Origin of the sequence: Micromonospora sp. LH3U1, assembly GCF_028475105.1 — a bacterium.
In the GTDB taxonomy this organism is placed as follows: Bacteria; Actinomycetota; Actinomycetes; order Mycobacteriales; family Micromonosporaceae; genus Micromonospora.
Map to the genome: position 1 here is coordinate 3,009,571 of NZ_CP116936.1, position 16,924 is coordinate 3,026,494.

A 16,924-nucleotide genomic window follows, 5' to 3' on the forward strand; every position below is an offset into this window, starting at 1 on the left:
GCTCCGCGTCGCGACCGACCGCGACACCGTGGATCGGCTGGCGGCGACGCTGATCGACGCGGTTGCCGGCGGGCTCGCCGAGCCCCGGCTGCGCGTGCTGGCCGGCGACGTCACCGGTGCCCGGCTGACGCCGACGCGACCGCGGCCGCGGGCGCGGCTGGCCGGCCGGAGTGCTGATCACCGGTGGCCTGGGCGCGCTCGGTCTGAGCACCGCCCGGATGCTGGCCGAGCGGGGGACCAGGGCGGTGACCCTGGTGGGACGGTCCGCGCCGGGCGAGGGTGCGCGGCGGGTGTTGGACTCGCTCGCCGAGCAGGGCGTACGGGTCGAGGTGGTGCGCGGCGATGTCGGTGACCCGCGGGTGTGTGCCGCGGCGGTGGCGGCGGCCGATCGGCTCGGCCCGCTGGACGCCGTCCTGCACCTGGCGGGGACAACCGCCGACGGGGCGTTCGCCACGGCGGCGCCGTCGACCTACGATGCGGTCTTCGCCGGCAAGGTGGACGGCGCCGCAGCCCTCGCGGGGGCGCTGCGGGGCCGGAACCTGAGCGCGTTCGTGCTGTACTCCTCGGTCTCCGCGGTGCTGGGCTCGGCCGGGCAGACCGGCTACGCGGCGGCCAACGGCTACCTGACCGGGCTGGCCGAGTCGCTGCGGGCCGAGGGTGTTCCGGCGGTGAGCGTCGCCTGGGGCCCGTGGGTGCCTGACGGCGACTCCGGCCTGGCCGGCACCGAGGCGGTGCGGAGGGCGGCCGAGCGGTTCCAGGTGCGGCCGCTGACCGACGCGGATGCCGCGCCGGTCCTGGCGGCGGCGCTGGACAGCGACGTGCACCAGCTGGTGGCGGTCGCGTTCGACGCGCCCCGCTATGCCCAGTTGGTGGCCGGCCATCCTCGGGCGGCCCTGGTGGCGGCGTTGGCGGAGCCGGTGGCCGCCGCGCCCGTCGATGCGACCGCGCCGCAGCCGGGCTGGCTCCAGGACCGGGTGTCCGGCCTGGCCGAGGCGGACGCGCCGGCCGCGCTGCGTGACGCGGTGGCGTCGATGGTGGCCGAGACGCTCGGCAGTCCCGCCCCGGTGGACGAGCACCGCGGCTTCGCCGACCTTGGCCTCGACTCGATCATGGCGATCGACCTGCGGACGCGGCTGGCGCACGGCCTCGGCCGGGAGCTTCCGGCGACGGTGGCGCTCGACCACCCGACAGTCGTGGCCCTGACCGCCTATCTGGCCGGGGAACTGTCCGGCGCCCGGGCCCCGGTGCCGGTGCCTGGGGCCCGGCCGGCCGAACTGCACGACACGGTGCTGTCCGAGCTGTCGCTCGACGACCTGGTCGCCGCGGCCCGGGAGGACCTCGCCGCCGGCTGGTGAGACACGACGGAGCCCGGTCACCGCGACGGTGACCGGGCTCCTTTGTGTCGAGAGTTCAGCGGCCGGCGAGCGTGGCGACGCCACCGACGACGTCGGACCAGAGCGCCCTGGGCAGGATGCCGTGCCCGTACCCCGGGAAGGTCATCAGGCGGGCGCCCGGGATGGCGTCGGCGGTGGCCCGGCCGCCCGCGACGTCCCAGATCTTGTCCGCCTCGCCGTGCACCACCAGGGCCGGGATGCGCAACTCGGCGAGCTGGGCACGGCGGTCCCGGGAGGCCATCAACGCCGCCTCGTGCCGCAACCGGCCGGCCTGGTCGTAGGCGCGGTCGAACGCGATCCGGCCGCGCTCGCGCAGCCAACGCTCGTCCATGTCGTGTCCGGGCGAGCCGATCAGGTCGAACAGGTCGACCATCAGTTGGCCGGCACCCTCCCGGTCCTCGACCGGCCGGTCCTGGAGCTTCTGCAGGCGCATCGCGGTGCGCATGGTCAGCCGGCCGATCCGGGGCGACGCGGTGGCCGAGATCGAGGTCAGGCTCAGCACCCGTTCAGGGTGCTGGATCGCGATCTGCTGCGCGATCATCCCGCCGAGCGAGATGCCGACGACGTGCGCGCGCGGCCAGCCCAGCGCGTCGAGCACGGCGACCGCGTCACCGGCCATGTCCGGCAGCCGGTACGCCGCAGCGCCCGGCCGCAGCATCATGCGCATGATGGTGGGGCGTCCGGCCTCGTGCAGGTGGGTCGAGGCGCCCACGTCCCGGTGGTCGAATCGGGCGACGGTGAAGCCCCGTTCGGCGAAAACGCCGCAGAGGTCGTCGTGCCACATGATCATCTGCATGCCGAGGCCCATGACGAGCAGCAGTGGCTCACCGTTGGGGCGGCCGAGGCTCTCGTACGCGATCTGAATGCCACCCGGGCGGCCGGCGTGCGGCGACACCGCCGTGCCGGCCAGGCGGGCATGCCCTGGTTCGGTCGTCATCCCTGCAGGATCCTCCGCGCCGCTTGAGCCCGGGTCGAGCCGCCGGGTCAAGCTGCGCTCCAGCCCCGGTACATAGCGTGAGCAGCACAAACAGTTGCTAGCCGAAGGGGTCACAATGGACGATCAGAAGGTCACCGTCCTCGCCGTGCTCGATGGCGGCCCGGCTGACATCCCGGTCACGATGCGCACCTGTCACGTCGCCGGCGACGCGGACACGATCAAGCTCCAGTGGCTCAACGGGTACGAGCATTTTCACCGTACGGCCGCAGGTCCGGACGGCTCGGCCGTGTTCGCCTGGGTCGCCCGGACCCGGATCGCCGAGTAGCGGCCGACTCCGCGAACTGCGGGTCGGCCGGGATCCGGGCGGTCACGACGAAGCGACCGTCCCGGGGGCCGACGTCCAGATCGCCACCCACGATCTCCATGCGCTCGGCGAGCCCGGTCAGTCCGGTGCCGTACGAGAAGGGCTCGTTGAGCGTGCCGCCCACCCCGTCGTCGGCGACCTGCACGACGAAGGTGTCGCCTTCGTCGATGACCGTGATCGAGCACTGCCGGGCCGAGGCGTGCCGAATCACGTTCGTCGTCGCCTCCCGCACCACCCATCCGGCTGTCTCGTTGGCCAGTTGCGGCAGTGACAGCGGCCCGGTCACGGTCACGGCCACGCCGCAGGCGGTCAACAGGGCCTCGGAGCTCTCGGTCTCGACCCGCAGCGACACCGTGCGATAGCCGGACACGGCCGCGCGCACCTCGGCCAGAGCGTCCCGGGCGGTGGCGCTCACCTCGAGGATCTCGGTGATCGCCCGGCCCGGGTCGCGGCCGACCATCTGGGCGGCGATCTCGGCCTTCAGGGTGACCGCGGAGAGTCGCTGGCCCAGGATGTCGTGCAGGTCGCGGGCGATGCGCAGCCGCTCCTCGGCGACCGCGAGGTAGGTCAGCTCGGCGCGCGCCTCCTGCAGCTGCATCGACGTCTCGATCTGCTTGTAGACGGCCACCTGGACGGCCCCGACGATCACCAGGAGCACCAGGAGCACGACGACCGAGTTGCGCTCGGCGTGCAACACGAACTGGGCGATGATGGTGAGTGAGCCGATAAGCCCGACCAGGAGCGCCCGCCACCACCGCAGTGGAAAGTTGATCAGCAACATGATCGCGGCGAAGACGCCCAGCCCGGAGAGCCAGTCGTAGTGCAGTGTCGGGATCAGCAGCCCGCCGAGCACCAGGGTGAGCAGGACGGTCACCGGCGCCCGGTTGCGGTGCATCTGCGGGGTGTTGCGAATGATGACCCGGCAGTAGCCGGCGGCGAAGGCGATCAGATTCAGGGCGAGCCAGATCGAGTTGCTGCCGATCGCACCGACCGGATAGGCGAGGAAGAGCAGGCAGGAGAGGCCGAAGAACCGGACTTGCATACCTCGTCGTCGAAGCGTCCAGTCACGGCGGAAGACGCGCATCGACTCATTCAACCATCAGGTACATAGTGGATGGCTGTACAAAAGTTTACGTCTTGTGAACTTGGTGTCGCCCGGCGTCACGGAAGGCCGGCGAGCCGCTCGCCGGCCTCGGTGGCGTGCCCGGCTTGAGCAGCTCGGCCGGAGAGGCGCTCAAGCGCTGGACCGTACGGTCGGTGGCGTGCCGCACACGATGACCGCAGACCTGTTCCCGGCCGGCGTCGTCGCCGTCGAGGCGTTCGACGACGCCGAGCCGGCGCCGCTCTTCCCGGAGGAAGAGCGGCTGATCGCCCGGGCCGGCTCGAAGCGCCGCACCGAGTTCGCCACCGCCCGCCGCTGTGCCCGGGAGGCCCTGGCGGGTCTCGGCTGCCCGCCCGCCCCGGTGCTGCCCGGCGAGGGGGGCGCTCCGACCTGGCCGGCCGGCGTGGTCGGCAGCATCACGCACTGCGCCGGCTACCGGCTGGCGGCTGTCGCACCAGCCTCGACACTGTGGACACTGGGCGTGGACGCCGAGCCGAACGAGCCGCTGCCGCCGGGCCTACTTGGCTGCGTCGCCTCCGCACCGGAGCGCGTCGCCGTCACCGCACTGCTGGCCTCGGATCCGTCCGTCCGCTGGGACCGGCTGCTGTTCTGCGTCAAGGAAGCGGTCTACAAGGTCTGGTTCCCGCTGACCCGGCAGCCGCTGGGCTTCACCGGGGCGGTTGTCACCATCGACGCGGCCGGCCGGACCTTCGACGCCCGCCTCACGGTGCCCGGCCCACGGCTGGACGGCCGCGAGGTGACCGGGTTCGCCGGCCGCTGGCTGGCCCACCGGGGCCTGCTCGTCGCGGCTCTGGCCACCCCGGTCCGCGACCCGGCGACGACCCGGGCCGGCTGAGCCGAGCGGTGGTGCTCGACCGGACGTGTCGCCGGCCTGCCGGCGCTGCCCGACGGCGCGGAGGCGGACCTGGACCGCTGCTTCCGGTTGGAGATCGACCTGATCGTGGCCGCGTTGAGGCGGACGCCGGCGTCAGGCGGTCAGGCCGGCCAGCGTGGCGGCCTTACCCAGCTGAAAGCCGAAGAAGCCGCGCCGGTCCCGGTCGACCGAGTTGGTGAGCTGGCCGAAGAGCTCGGCGTTGACCGCGCCGCAGAGCATGAAGAACATCGCCGCGCTGTCGGCGACGAGCCGCGGCGGCATGTCGTCGCCGAGCCGGGCCGCGACGACGGCCAGTTCCTCGGCGTACTCCCCGGTGAGCGGCTCGCCGAGCTCCAGGAGCCCGGCCCGCAGCGCCTCCTTGAGCACCCGCCCGATCAGCAGGATGACCCGGACGCCGGGCCCGATGGTGTCCTCCGGCGCGCGGTAGCCGGGCACCGGGCTGCCGTAGATCAGCGCCCACTCGTGCGGCGCCGCCAGGGCCCAGTCGCGGACGGCGTGCCCGACGGCGAGCCAGCGCTCCAGCCCCGGCTCGGCCTTCTCGGCGGCGCGCTCGGCGCTCTCGCCAAGCGCGTCGTACGCGTCGATGATGAGCGCGGTGAGCAGGTCGTCGCGGCTGGGGAAGTAACGGTAGACGGCGGACGACGCCATGCCCATGTCCCGGGCGACCGCGCGCAGCGACAGGTTGGAGCCCTCGGCGGCCAGGTGGCGCCAGGCCACCGTCTTGAGCTCCTTGACCATTTCGGCCCGGACCCGGGCGCGGACCCCCGACGCCTTCATAGTGATCGACCGTAGCACATCGAGAGCACTGCTCTGATTCGGAGCGCTCGACCTTGACCGGGGTCCAGGTCCGCGGATCCTCGGACCTGCCTGACGTCAACGAATCGACGGCTCGCTGATCGGCGCGGTTCGCCCGACTGCGCACGCCCCCGAGCGGCGCTCGTCAGGACGTCGCGGCCGACTGCCCACTGCGGTTGCCCGGGCTCGTGGCGTGCCCGGGGCGGAAGGTCAGCACCCGGGGGCCAGCCTTGGTGATCGCGACGGTGTGCTCGGAATGGGCCGTCCGCGAGCCGTCTGCGGACCGGATCGTCCACCCGTCCTCATCAAATTTAATCTTGCCGGTGCTGCGGCAGAACCACGGCTCGATCGCGAGCGTCAGGCCGGGCTTGAGCTTCATGCCTCGGCCTGGGCGACCGTCGTTCGGCACGTGTGGGGCCTCATGCATGGTGCGGCCGATGCCGTGCCCGCCGAATTCGTCGTTGACCTGGTAGCCGTAGCGGCGGGCGACCTCGCCGATGGCCGCGGAGATGTCGCCGAGTTGATTGCCTGGCTGGGCGGCGTCGATCCCGGCCCTCAGTGCGGCCTCGGTGGCCTCGATCAGCTTCAGGTCATCCGGGGCGGGAGTGCCGATGATGACGGACAGCGCGGAGTCGGCGACCCAGCCGTCGATCCCGACCGCCATGTCGATGCTCAGCAGGTCACCGTCGCGCAGGGCGTAGTTGCGCGGCAGGCCGTGCAGCACGGCGTCGTTGACCGAGAGGCACAGGACGTTACGGAACGGGCCGCGGCCGAACGACGGTGTGTAGTCCCAGTAGCAGGACTGGGCGCCACGCTCCTTGATCCGGCGGCGGGCGTGGTGCTCAAGGTCCATCAGGTTGACCCCGATGGCGGCAACCTCACGCAGCTCCGCCAGCAACTCGCCGACGAACTGGCCGGTCACGGCCATCCGATCGATCTCCTCGGCGGACTTCAGTTCGATCACGATCAGCCCTTCCCTCTCGTAGCGGTATATTTATACCACGCTGGTCGGGGCGCCCGGCGGGTCGGCATTGCCGGTCCGGGAAGGCGGATCTATCCTGCTCACATGGTCCGCCCACCGCTCACACCCGAACAGATCGCAGCGGGGCAACGTCTCGGAGCGGCGCTTCGGGTCGCGCGAGGTAACCGCAGTCCCGTCGAGGTGGCCTTGGCGGCCGGCATCTCGCCGGAGACGCTGCGCAAGATCGAGGTGGGCCGGCTCCCCGCTCCCGCGTTCGGCACCGTGGTCTGCCTCAGTGAGGTCCTCGGCGTCGCGCTCAGCGACCTGGCCGAGGTGTGGCTGGCCGACCTACGCCTCCGCGAGGCGTCCTGAGGGCGTGGTGGAGACCACCGCTCCTGCTGCCACCGCAGGTTCGAGCTTCTCCGAAGTTCCTCGGCTCAGCCTTGGCGGCTGACAGAAGGCCTCGCTGACCGCGGCTTCTGAAAACGTTTACCGTCGCCGATCCCGACGGCGGCCTTGTGTTCCTCGAATGAACCCGACACATACACACGTGACAAGCAAGTATCTTAGCGGTAAGTTAGCTGCAAGTCAGCGTGTGGAGGGATCATCATGACGTACACGTCCGAGTTCGGCGCGGTCAGCGCCGCGCATCACCCGGAGGCCGCGCAGGAGCGGGTGGTCACGAAATCCGGCACGATCGGTCGGTTCGTCGCCCCGGGAAGTGCCACCCAGGGTCGCTTCGGCCTCTACGAGTGGCGGATGCGGGCCCGGGCAGGCGGGGCTGGCGCACACTTCCACCGGACCTTCTCCGAGTCCTTCTACGTCGTGGCAGGCGCGGTGCGGCTCTACGACGGGTCGGACTGGATCGACGGGAGACCCGGCGACTTCCTGCACGTGCCCGAGGGTGGCGTGCACGGCTTCCGCAACGACAGCGACGCCGAGGCGGTGATGCTGATCCTGTTCGCGCCGGGCATCCCGCGCGAGACCTACTTCCGCGAACTTGCCGAGATCGCCACGACCGGCCGGACATTGTCCGAAGAGGAGTGGACCGACCTGTTCGCTCGCCACGACCAGTACCGCGCCTGAGGAGGTCCGATGCCGACGTACGCCGACATGTGGTTCGACCCGAAGTGCCCCTGGGCCTGGAACACCTCGCGCTGGCTGATGGAGGTCGAGCAGGTCCGCGATGTGCGGGTGCGCTTCCACGTGATGAGCCTGTGGCTGCTCAACCGTGACCGCGAGGTCGACCCCTGGTACCGCGACTGGTTGACCGACACTCTCGGTCCCGTCCGCGTGGTCGTCGCCGTCCAGCAGGCGTTCGGGGACGACACGGTTCGTGACCTCTACACCGCCCTGGGCACCCGCATCCACCACGACAAGACCCCGATCGGGCCCGAGCTCTACGCCGCGGCCCTCTCCGAGCTCGGCCTGCCGGCCGACCTCGCCGCTGCAGCCGACGCGTCCGATCAGGACGAGGCCCTGCGCCGGAGCCACGATGACGGCCTGCGGCCGGTCGGTGAGGACCTCGGCACCCCCGCCATCCACGTGCCCGCCCCCGACGGCACCGTCAATGCCTTCTTCGGCCCCGTCGTCACCCCCGTCCCTCGCGGCGAGGCCGCCGGCCTGCTCTGGGACGGGGTCCTGCTCGTCTCCAGCACCCCCGGCTTCTACGAGATCAAACGCGGCAACCGCCCCAGCCCTCGCGTCTTCTGACGGCGAGGGTGGAGCGGGCCATCGCCCTGTCGCACAAGATCCGCCGGCCACGGACGTCCGGGGAGATCTACGACGACCTCGTCAGCTCGCCCCCGTACATCTGATGTATGTGTGTCTGGAGCGGCACCCTGTTGGCTTCCTTGCGGTGACCCGCGCTCCGGCGGCTCTGACGAAGCGCTGTTCTGACGGGCCAGATGACGTCGATTCCACCCATTGATCGATCGTTGCCTATCCTGTCGCTCGGGAGTAACCTTCGCGAAACACATCAGATGTCTGGCTGACTCAGGGCCTGGCGTCGGCCTGCCCAGCGAGGTCGGCGTTGGCGCCACCAAGCGGATAGTTGTCACGCTTCGGGCTGGCCGGATCGGTCACCGTTTGGAGGATCGATGTCAGACCTGACCCGACGGCAAGCCCTCAGGATGGGAGCGGCCGGGGCGGGCGGCGCGCTGCTGCCGTTGCCCTGGTCCGCCGTGGCCCGAGGAGACTCGGTGGCGCCGCCGCAGGTGCTGGCCGCCGGGGACCTGGCCCTCTGGTACGACGAGTCCGCGGGCACCGACTGGCTCCGTGCGCTGCCGATCGGCAACGGTCGGCTCGGCGCCATGGTCTTCGGTAACGTCGACACGGAACGACTTCAGCTCAACGAGGACACCGTCTGGGCCGGCGGCCCCCACGACCCCAGCAACCCCAGGGGCCTGGGGGCGCTGCCGGAGATCCGGCGGCTGGTCAACGCCAATCAGTGGACCCAGGCCCAGGACCTCGTCAACCAGAACATGATGGGCAACCCCGGCGGTCAGTTGGCCTACCAGACCGTTGGCAACCTCCGGCTCACCTTTCCCACCTCGGGTGGGGCATCGCAGTACGACCGGCAGTTGGACCTCACCACCGCGACCACCTCCGTGACGTACGTGATGAACGGCGTCCGATACCAGCGCGAGGTGTTCGCCAGCGCGCCGGACCAGGTCATCGCGATGCGGCTGACCGCCGACCGGGCCAGTTCGATCACCTTCACCGCCACTTTCGACAGCCCGCAGCGCACCACGGTGTCCAGCCCCGACGGCACGACGGTCGCCCTCGACGGTGTCTCCGGGAACATGGAGGGCGTCACCGGTGCGGTCCGCTTCCTCGCGCTGGCCAACGCCACCGTCAGCGGCGGCACCGTGTCCAGCTCCGGCGGCACCCTGCGGGTCACGAACGCCACCAGCGTGACCCTGTTGATCTCCATCGGGTCCAGCTACGTCAACTACCGCAACGTCGGCGGCGACTACCAGGGCATCGCGCGGCAGCGCCTCACCACGGCGCGGGCCAGCAGTTACGACCAGCTGCGCAGTCGGCACGTGGCCGACTACCAGGCGCTGTTCGGCCGGGTCACCCTCGACCTGGGCCGGACCTCTGCCGCCGACCAGACGACCGACGTCCGGATCGCCCAGCACAACAGCGTCAACGACCCGCAGTTCTCCGCGTTGTTGTTCCAGTACGGCCGGTACCTGCTGATCTCCTCCTCGCGGCCCGGCACCCAGCCGGCCAACCTGCAGGGCATCTGGAACGACTCGCTGACCCCATCCTGGGACTCGAAATACACGATCAACGCCAACCTGCCGATGAACTACTGGCCGGCCAACACCACCAACCTGTCCGAGTGTCACGGCCCGGTGTTCGACATGGTCAGGGACCTGTCGGTCGCTGGCGTCCGCACCGCGCAGCTGCAGTACGGCGCTGGTGGCTGGGTCACCCACCACAACACGGACGCGTGGCGGGCCACCTCGGTGGTGGACGGCGCTTTCTGGGGCATGTGGCAGACCGGCGGCGCATGGCTGGCCACGTTGATCTGGGACCATTACCTGTTCAACGGTGACATCGAGTTCCTGCGGGCGAACTACCCGGCCATGAAGGGCGCCGCGCAGTTCTTCCTGGACACCCTGGTGACCGAGCCGACCCTCGGCTACCTGGTGACCAACCCGTCGAACTCACCGGAGCTCGGCCACCACGCGAACGCCAGCGTGTGTGCCGGCCCCACGATGGACAACCAGATCCTGCGGGACCTCTTCGACGGCTGCGCCCGCGCGAGCGAGATCCTCAACGTGGACAGCACCTTCCGGGCCCAGGTCCGGGCCACCCGGGATCGACTCGCGCCCATGAAGGTCGGCTCGCGCGGCAACATCCAGGAGTGGCTCTACGACTGGGTGGAGACCGAGCCCAACCACCGGCACATCTCGCACCTGTACGGTCTGGCCCCCAGCAACCAGATCACGAAGCGGGGCACGCCGCAGTTGTTCGAGGCCGCACGGCGGACGCTGGAGCTGCGCGGTGATGACGGAACGGGCTGGTCGTTGGCCTGGAAAATCAACTTCTGGGCCCGGATGGAGGAAGGCAAACGGGCCCACGACCTGATCCGCTACCTCGCCACGACCGCCCGGCTCGCGCCCAACATGTTCGACCTGCACCCGCCCTTCCAGATCGACGGCAACTTCGGTGCCACCGCCGGCATCGCCGAAATGCTGCTACAGAGCCACGCCGGCGAACTGCACATCCTGCCCGCACTGCCGGCCGCCTGGCCGAGCGGCCGGGTGACCGGCCTGCGGGGTCGGGGCGGGCACACGGTCGACATCACGTGGAGCAACGGGCAGGCCAGCGAGGTTCTCATCCGGCCGGACCGCGCCGGAGCCGTCCGCCTGCGCGGCCGGCTCTTCACCGGCAACCTCACGGTGGTCGACACCGCCGACGGTACGCCGGCCCGGATCACCCGGATCGAGACCGACCTCGTCGAGCTCACCGTGCAGGCCGGGCGCACCTACCGGGCCACCAGCTCGGGCAGCACCACACCGACGCTGGAACAGAGCTTCAGCAACGCCGGCATCACCAACGACACCAACACCGGCGCCGGAAACTTCGACGGCAACGGGGCCACCCTCTCCGCGCAGGCTCTGGCCCAGGCCGGCGTCACCCCGGGCAGCACGGTGAGCCGCAACGGGGTCAACTTCCGCTGGCCGAACGTCAGCCCCGGCGTCGCCGACAACGCCATCGCCTCGGGGCAGTCCATCAGCGTGACCGGCACCGGCCGTACGCTCGGTTTCCTCGCGACCGGCACCTACGGGGCCGTCTCGGGGACCGGCGCGGTGGTCTACGCCGACGGCACGCGCCAGACGTTCACGCTCAGCACGCCCGACTGGTATGGCGGACCACATGCCGGCGGCACCGCCGCCGTCGTGACCGCGTACCAGAACCGGCCCGGCAACCAGCGCCAGGCCACCGCCGCCTGCATCTACTACGTGGGGGTCGCCTTGCAGAGCAAGGCGGTGGCCCGGGTCGAGTTGCCCAACATCAGTGCCCGGCCCGCGGCCAACGTGCCGACCATGCACATCTTCGCCATCGCGATCGGAGCCTGACGGCGTCGGCAGGAGATCACAATCGTGACGCCCACGTCGACCCCGGCCAGCGGTTACGCGCAGTTGTCGTCGTGGCCGTCCGACGTCGTCAGACCAGGAACTGCTCCCGCATCTTCGCGCCCAGGTTGATCCCACCCACGGCCCGGGGGCCGGCGGGATCGTGCACGCTGACGGTGTTGTTGCGGCGCATCAGCTCACGAACCGACGGTGGCAGCCGGGGTGGGTCGTCCATGGCGGCGAGGACCTGACCGGCACTCGCGATCAGTCGATCGGCCAGCGCGGCGGCATCGGTGTCGACCCGTACCCGTCCGTACTCCCAGCCGGCGGTGGTGAGGTCGAGCACCTCGAACATGCGGGTCAGGAGCGGGTTCGGGTCGGTCACCCGGTCGAGCCGGGGCGCCCGGGTGCCGACCACCGCGACGGCGGCGGTCACCTGCGCGTACGGGTGGAAGCCGCACGGCAACGCGAACAGTGGCCACCGCAGGGCCGGACCGGCTTCCATCCACAGCGGCCGGTAGTTGCGGCGGTGCACCAGGAGCCGCCGGCCCGTCCGCCGGTGTATCTCGTGGGCCTGGGCCTGTAGGTCCACGTGGGCCTCGTCGGCGACCTGGCTCACGATTCGGGCCGCCACCACCAGGCCGTCGTCGCTGTTCAGCGTGCCGGTAAGCGCCTCGACCTGCTCGGAAAACCGGATCTGAGCCTGGGCGCCGTATCGGTACTGGACGTCCTGTAGCAGCGCCTGCTGTCGTCCCGGATCGAGCTGGACCCGCCTACCGCCCAGCAACCGCCGGAGCCAGCGCATGTCGCCTCGTTTCAGCAGAGCCGTCGCGGACGGCGGCAATGCTAGTGCGTCCGGCCCCGCTCGTGTGTGGACGGGGTGGCTGAACCACCCCTCGGAGCTTGATGGTGATCACCGGCGGCGCGCCGTGGTCACCTTCGGCCCGTGCGCCACACGACCACCTGAGCGCGGGCTCACGGCCTGGCTCGACCGGCGGCGGGTTTGGCCACTAGTTGCCTGGGGCAATAAGACGGCGACGATAATCCTTCGGAGGGACGGCTCTCGTGGAAATTTCGGGCTTCTTCACCGCCATCATCATCGGCCTGATCATCGGCGCGCTCGGCCGGCTGGTCGTACCGGGCAAGCAGAACATCCCGATCTGGCTCACCCTGCTCATCGGTGTGGTCGCCGCGATCGTCGGCACCCTCGTCGCTGGCGCCTTCGGTGTCGCCGAGACCGGCGGGGTCGACTGGATCGAGCTGATCCTCCAGGTCGCCTTCGCCGCTATCGGCGTCGTGATCGCTGCGGGCGCCTACGGCCGCCGCCGCGTGCGCTGACTCTTCGCGCCATCGCGCCGGCCCGATCCCGTTCAACCGGGGTCGGGCCGGCGTCCGTTGCGGGGGACTGCTCGCGTGACAGAGTGGTTCATGCCCTTGAGCGCGTATCACCTCAGAACGTCGATCGCCGTCTCGGATATACACGAGGCCGTTGCGTTCTACGAGGGAAAGCTGGGCCTGCAAGCGCTGCAGTCCGGCCCCAGTGCGAGCGTCGTCGACGGCAGCCGCGTCTATGGTTCCGGTGGCGGGCCGGCGCTGAACGTGTACCAGTCGGGCACCGCCGGGAAGACTCCGGCGACGTTGGCGACGTGGTATGTCGACGACATCGACCAGATCGTCGACCAGCTCTCCTCGGTCGGCGTCGAATTCATCCGCTACGAGCAGTTGGACCACGACCCCAAGGGAATCACTGCTCGGGCCGGCGGTGGACGTATCGCGTGGTTCCAGGATCCGGATGGCAATACCTTCGCCCTCGAAGCCGACGTCTGATTCTGCCTCAAAAACCCGCCGACCGATCGGTTGAGGCTATGGGAGCGCTCCCGTACCATACCTGACGCGGCCTGTTAACGCTCACAACAGGGACCCCTGCCAATGACCATCACCAATGTGTAGGCCGCCAACCCGTCAGGAGGGTGCTATATGACCAGATCCAGATCCACCAATGTCGGCTTGATCGCGGCCGGCACTGCTCTGCTGGTGTCGACGACGGTTGTCGTAGCGTTACCAGCTGGGGCCGCTGCTGCCGGCTGTTCGGTGAACTATGCCGTGTCGTCGCAGTGGCAGGGCGGGTTCGGTGCCAACGTGTCGATCACAAACCTGGGTGATCCGTTGACGGACTGGACCTTGACGTGGTCGTACACCGCCGGGCAAGCGGTGACGCAGGCGTGGAACACGTCGTTGACGCAGAGCGGATCGGCGGTGACCGCCAAGAACGTGAGTTACAACGGCTCGGTCGCGACCAACGGCACGGTGTCGTTCGGGTTCAACGGCTCATGGACGGGCAGCAATCCCGCGCCGACGAGCTTCGCCCTGAACGGCGTGACGTGTACCGGTAGCACGACGCCCACGACCCCGCCGCCGACGACCCCACCCCCGACCACTCCACCGCCGACGACCCCGCCGCCGACGACGCCTCCGCCGGGTGGCACGTGCAACCTGCCGTCGACGTACCGCTGGTCGTCGACGGGTTCGTTGGCGAACCCGAGGTCGGGGTGGGTGTCGCTGAAGGACTTCACCGTCGCTCCGTACAACGGTCGGCAGTTGGTCTACGCGACGACGCACGACTTCGGGTCGAGCTGGGGGTCGATGAACTTCGGGCTGTTCACGAACTACTCGGAGATGGCGTCGGCCAGCCAGAACGCGATGAACTCGGCCACTGTCGCGCCGTCGTTGTTCTACTTCGCGCCGCGCAACATCTGGGTGTTGGCCTACCAGTGGGGTGGCACGGCGTTCTCCTACCGGACCTCCAGTGATCCCACGAACCCGAATGGGTGGTCGGGGGCGCAGACGCTGTTCACCGGGAGTATCTCCGGTTCCGGGACCGGGCCGATCGATCAGGCGGTCATCGGTGACGGCACGAACATGTACCTGTTCTTCGCCGGCGACAACGGCAAGATCTACCGGGCCAGCATGCCCATCGGGAACTTCCCGGGCAGCTTCGGCTCCACCTACACGACGATCATGAGCGACACCACGAACAACCTGTTCGAGGCCGTTCAGGTCTACAAGCTCCAGGGCCAGGACCGGTACCTGATGATCGTCGAGGCGATCGGCTCGCAGGGCCGCTACTTCCGTTCCTTCACCGCGACCAGCCTGGGCGGTTCGTGGACCCCGCAGGCCGCGACCGAGAGCAACCCCTTCGCCGGCAAAGCCAACAGCGGCGCCACCTGGACCAACGACATCAGCCACGGCGAGCTGCTACGGACCAACGCCGACCAGACCATGACCGTTGACCCCTGCAACCTGCAACTGCTCTACCAGGGCCGTTCCCCCAGCTCCGGCGGCGACTACGGCCTCCTGCCCTACCGGCCCGGCCTGCTCACCCTGCAACGCTAAGCCCACCGACGCACGGCCCACCGGCCGGCGTCCAGGATCGAGTGGAACGGAACGGGCGGGCCCGGCGCAACGCCGAGCCCGCCCGCGGTCCCTGCGAATGCTGACGGAGTGCAGCCACGAAGGACTGAGCGCGAAACGCCGAACTCGCGCCGGGACGGACCGGTGGTTGGCCGATGAGTTTGGGATGATGCGCCGGTCTACCTACCGACATCACCTGACTCGAAGGGATCACCGCGATGGCAAAGGTCATCTCCACGCTGTTCATCTCGGCCGACGGTGTGGCCGAGATCGACCCTGATTGGCACTTCCCGTACTTCGACGAGAACATGGGTCGCGCCGTCACCGAGGACTATGACGCCGCTGACGTGCTGCTCATCGGGCGCGAGACCTACGGCAGCTTCGCCGGAGCCTGGCCCGAGCGTGAGGCCGCGGGTGGCGACGACGCACCGTTCGCCAAGCAACTCGGGGACGTTCGCAAGGTCGTCGTCTCGCGCCAGCCGTTGGAGTTCTCCTGGCGCAACTCGGAGCTGATCAACGGCGATCTCCTCGATGCCGTCACCGCGCTCAAGGCCGACGCCGGCATCCGCGGCATCCTCATCCCGGGGTCGATCTCCGTGGTACAGCAACTGCTCGCCGCAGGGCTGGTCGACGAGCTGCGACTTCTGGTGCATCCGGTGGCAGCGCGCAAGGGCCGCAAGCTGTTCGACGAGGGCGATGCGGCCTACCACCTGCGACTGGTGGCGACGGAGGCGTTCCCGACGGGCGTACTGCGGGTGATCTACGCGCCGGGCGCGGCGCCGACCAAAGCCGGTTACGACGATGCCAAGGACCAGCTGTCGGCAGACAACTAGTCACCGTCGCAAGGAGGCACGCTCACGGCGGGAGCAGCGGCGCGAATGGGGTGAGGTGCGCGGCAACATGCGCCGTTGGTCTGAGCACCACCGATCCATCCCACACTCCGAACAAATTTTAGTGAGGATCTTCGATATTGACGTAGGGCGTTGGCGGCGGCAGGATCTCGGCACCACCACCACTGTGATCCCCTCTGGGAGACGCCATGACCCGTCCTCGCCTGCCCCTCCTGCGGGCAGCCACCCGGTTGGCCGCACTCGCCGCAGCCACCGCCGGCGTGCTGCTCACCGTCGCCACTCCCGCCAGCGCCGCTGTGCCCGCTGGCCGCTACGTCTCACTCGGCGACTCGTACGCCGCGGGTCCGTTGATCCCCACCCAGGTGGACCTGAACTGCCTGCGGTCCAACCGCAACTTCCCATCGCTGGTCGCAGCATCCGCCGGCTCGTCGTCGTTCGCCGACGTGAGCTGTTCCGGGGCCACCACCGACGACATCCTCTACGGTGGCAGCGGCCAGTTGGGCATCGCGGTGCCACCGCAGCTCAACGCGGTCACGTCGAACACGGCGCTGGTGACGGTGCAGATCGGCGGCAACGACATCAGCTTCTCCGGCATCATCGGTGACTGTGCGGAGGCGAGCCTCAGCAGCCCGCTCGGGTCCCCGTGCAAGAACCGGTACACCGCCGGGGGCGTCGACCAGTTGCAGGCGAGGATCGTCGCCGCCAAGCCGAAGGTGACGGCCGTGCTGCAGGCGGTCCGCCGGGCCGCACCGGGCGCGCGGGTCGTGGTGCTCGGGTACCCGGCGATCCTGCCGGACAGCGGTTATGGCTGCTGGCCCGTCGTCCCGATCGCCTACCAGGACGTGCCGTACCTGCGGGGCATCGAAAAGTCGCTCAACGCGATGCTGGCCAGCGCCGCTGGCGCGAACGGCGCCACCTACGCCGACGTCTACACCCCGTCGATCGGCCGCGACGCGTGCAAGAGCAGCGGCACCCGGTGGGTCGAGGGACTGGTGCCACAGAACGCGGCCGCACCCTTCCACCCGAACGCCCGGGGCGAGCAGGGCATGGCGAACGCACTGCTCGCCACGTTGAACAGCTGACCGGCCCGCACTCGGTGGATCCGGGCACCGCCGGTCGTT

Annotated in this window: 17 protein-coding genes; 12 read left to right on the forward strand and 5 right to left on the reverse strand. The window is 69.8% G+C overall.

The window, feature by feature from the left end:
* Positions 1-218 precede the first annotated feature (218 nt).
* Positions 219-1,355 carry a beta-ketoacyl reductase gene (locus tag PCA76_RS13545; RefSeq protein ID WP_272618136.1) on the forward strand — a complete coding sequence of 379 codons (1,137 nt, stop codon included), beginning with the start codon at positions 219-221 and terminating at the stop codon, positions 1,353-1,355.
* A 55-nt stretch (positions 1,356-1,410) separates the two neighbouring features.
* Here PCA76_RS13545 and PCA76_RS13550 read toward each other — a convergent pair whose 3' ends face one another.
* Positions 1,411-2,331: an alpha/beta fold hydrolase gene (locus PCA76_RS13550; protein ID WP_272618138.1), complete on the reverse strand. Its 921-nt coding sequence runs from the start codon at positions 2,329-2,331 to the stop codon at positions 1,411-1,413.
* A 115-nt stretch (positions 2,332-2,446) separates the two neighbouring features.
* Between PCA76_RS13550 and PCA76_RS13555 the strand changes: the two genes are divergently transcribed.
* Positions 2,447-2,656, forward strand: a complete 210-nt coding sequence (locus PCA76_RS13555) for a DUF5988 family protein (protein ID WP_336298058.1) — start codon at positions 2,447-2,449, stop codon at positions 2,654-2,656.
* On the opposite strand, the gene PCA76_RS32640 is transcribed toward PCA76_RS13555, so the two are convergent.
* Positions 2,565-3,737: a sensor histidine kinase gene (locus PCA76_RS32640; protein WP_336298059.1), complete on the reverse strand. Its 1,173-nt coding sequence runs from the start codon at positions 3,735-3,737 to the stop codon at positions 2,565-2,567. The two genes, PCA76_RS13555 and PCA76_RS32640, sit on opposite strands and share 92 nt — an antisense overlap.
* A 220-nt stretch (positions 3,738-3,957) precedes the next feature.
* On the opposite strand from PCA76_RS32640, the gene PCA76_RS13565 reads away from it, so the two are divergent.
* Complete coding sequence (locus PCA76_RS13565) at positions 3,958-4,653, forward strand: 4'-phosphopantetheinyl transferase family protein (protein WP_336298060.1); 696 nt, start codon at positions 3,958-3,960, stop codon at positions 4,651-4,653.
* Positions 4,654-4,785: 132 nt separating this feature from the next.
* Here PCA76_RS13565 and PCA76_RS13570 read toward each other — a convergent pair whose 3' ends face one another.
* Positions 4,786-5,469, reverse strand: coding sequence for a TetR/AcrR family transcriptional regulator (locus PCA76_RS13570; protein WP_272618139.1), 684 nt, complete (start codon positions 5,467-5,469; stop codon positions 4,786-4,788).
* A 163-nt stretch (positions 5,470-5,632) separates the two neighbouring features.
* Positions 5,633-6,451, reverse strand: a complete 819-nt coding sequence (gene map / locus PCA76_RS13575) for a type I methionyl aminopeptidase (RefSeq protein ID WP_272618141.1) — start codon at positions 6,449-6,451, stop codon at positions 5,633-5,635.
* Positions 6,452-6,553: 102 nt separating this feature from the next.
* Here map and PCA76_RS13580 point away from each other — a divergent pair, with 102 nt between their 5' ends.
* From PCA76_RS13580 to PCA76_RS13595, 4 genes are all read left to right on the forward strand, one after another.
* Positions 6,554-6,820 carry a helix-turn-helix domain-containing protein gene (locus PCA76_RS13580; protein WP_272618143.1) on the forward strand — a complete coding sequence of 89 codons (267 nt, stop codon included), beginning with the start codon at positions 6,554-6,556 and terminating at the stop codon, positions 6,818-6,820.
* Positions 6,821-7,057: 237 nt separating this feature from the next.
* A complete protein-coding gene (locus tag PCA76_RS13585; RefSeq protein WP_272618145.1) occupies positions 7,058-7,534 on the forward strand; it encodes a cupin domain-containing protein in 477 nt (158 codons plus the stop codon).
* A 9-nt stretch (positions 7,535-7,543) separates the two neighbouring features.
* Positions 7,544-8,161 (forward strand): DsbA family protein, encoded by a 618-nt coding sequence (locus PCA76_RS13590; RefSeq protein ID WP_272618148.1) that lies wholly within the window; start codon positions 7,544-7,546, stop codon positions 8,159-8,161.
* Positions 8,162-8,547: 386 nt separating this feature from the next.
* The gene (locus tag PCA76_RS13595) at positions 8,548-11,544 is read left to right on the forward strand and encodes a glycoside hydrolase family 95 protein (RefSeq protein WP_272618149.1); all 2,997 of its coding nucleotides are present in this window, start codon (positions 8,548-8,550) and stop codon (positions 11,542-11,544) included.
* 88 nt (positions 11,545-11,632) lie between these two features.
* Here the strand turns inward: PCA76_RS13595 and PCA76_RS13600 are convergent, their stop codons facing one another.
* Positions 11,633-12,346: a hypothetical protein gene (locus PCA76_RS13600; RefSeq protein ID WP_272618151.1), complete on the reverse strand. Its 714-nt coding sequence runs from the start codon at positions 12,344-12,346 to the stop codon at positions 11,633-11,635.
* Positions 12,347-12,606: 260 nt separating this feature from the next.
* Between PCA76_RS13600 and PCA76_RS13605 the strand changes: the two genes are divergently transcribed.
* The 5 genes from PCA76_RS13605 (at position 12,607) to PCA76_RS13625 (ending at position 16,885) form a co-directional block, all read left to right on the forward strand.
* Positions 12,607-12,879 (forward strand): GlsB/YeaQ/YmgE family stress response membrane protein, encoded by a 273-nt coding sequence (locus PCA76_RS13605; protein WP_272618154.1) that lies wholly within the window; start codon positions 12,607-12,609, stop codon positions 12,877-12,879.
* 75 nt (positions 12,880-12,954) lie between these two features.
* Positions 12,955-13,368, forward strand: coding sequence for a VOC family protein (locus PCA76_RS13610; protein ID WP_272618156.1), 414 nt, complete (start codon positions 12,955-12,957; stop codon positions 13,366-13,368).
* Between the two features lie 150 nt (positions 13,369-13,518).
* Entirely contained in the window at positions 13,519-14,934 is a 1,416-nt protein-coding gene (locus PCA76_RS13615) for a non-reducing end alpha-L-arabinofuranosidase family hydrolase (RefSeq protein ID WP_272618158.1), read from the forward strand.
* Positions 14,935-15,170: 236 nt separating this feature from the next.
* Positions 15,171-15,785, forward strand: coding sequence for a dihydrofolate reductase family protein (locus tag PCA76_RS13620; protein ID WP_272618160.1), 615 nt, complete (start codon positions 15,171-15,173; stop codon positions 15,783-15,785).
* 206 nt (positions 15,786-15,991) lie between these two features.
* On the forward strand, positions 15,992-16,885 hold the full coding sequence (locus tag PCA76_RS13625) for an SGNH/GDSL hydrolase family protein (protein WP_272618162.1): 894 nt from the start codon (positions 15,992-15,994) through the stop codon (positions 16,883-16,885).
* Positions 16,886-16,924: the final 39 nt, after the last annotated feature.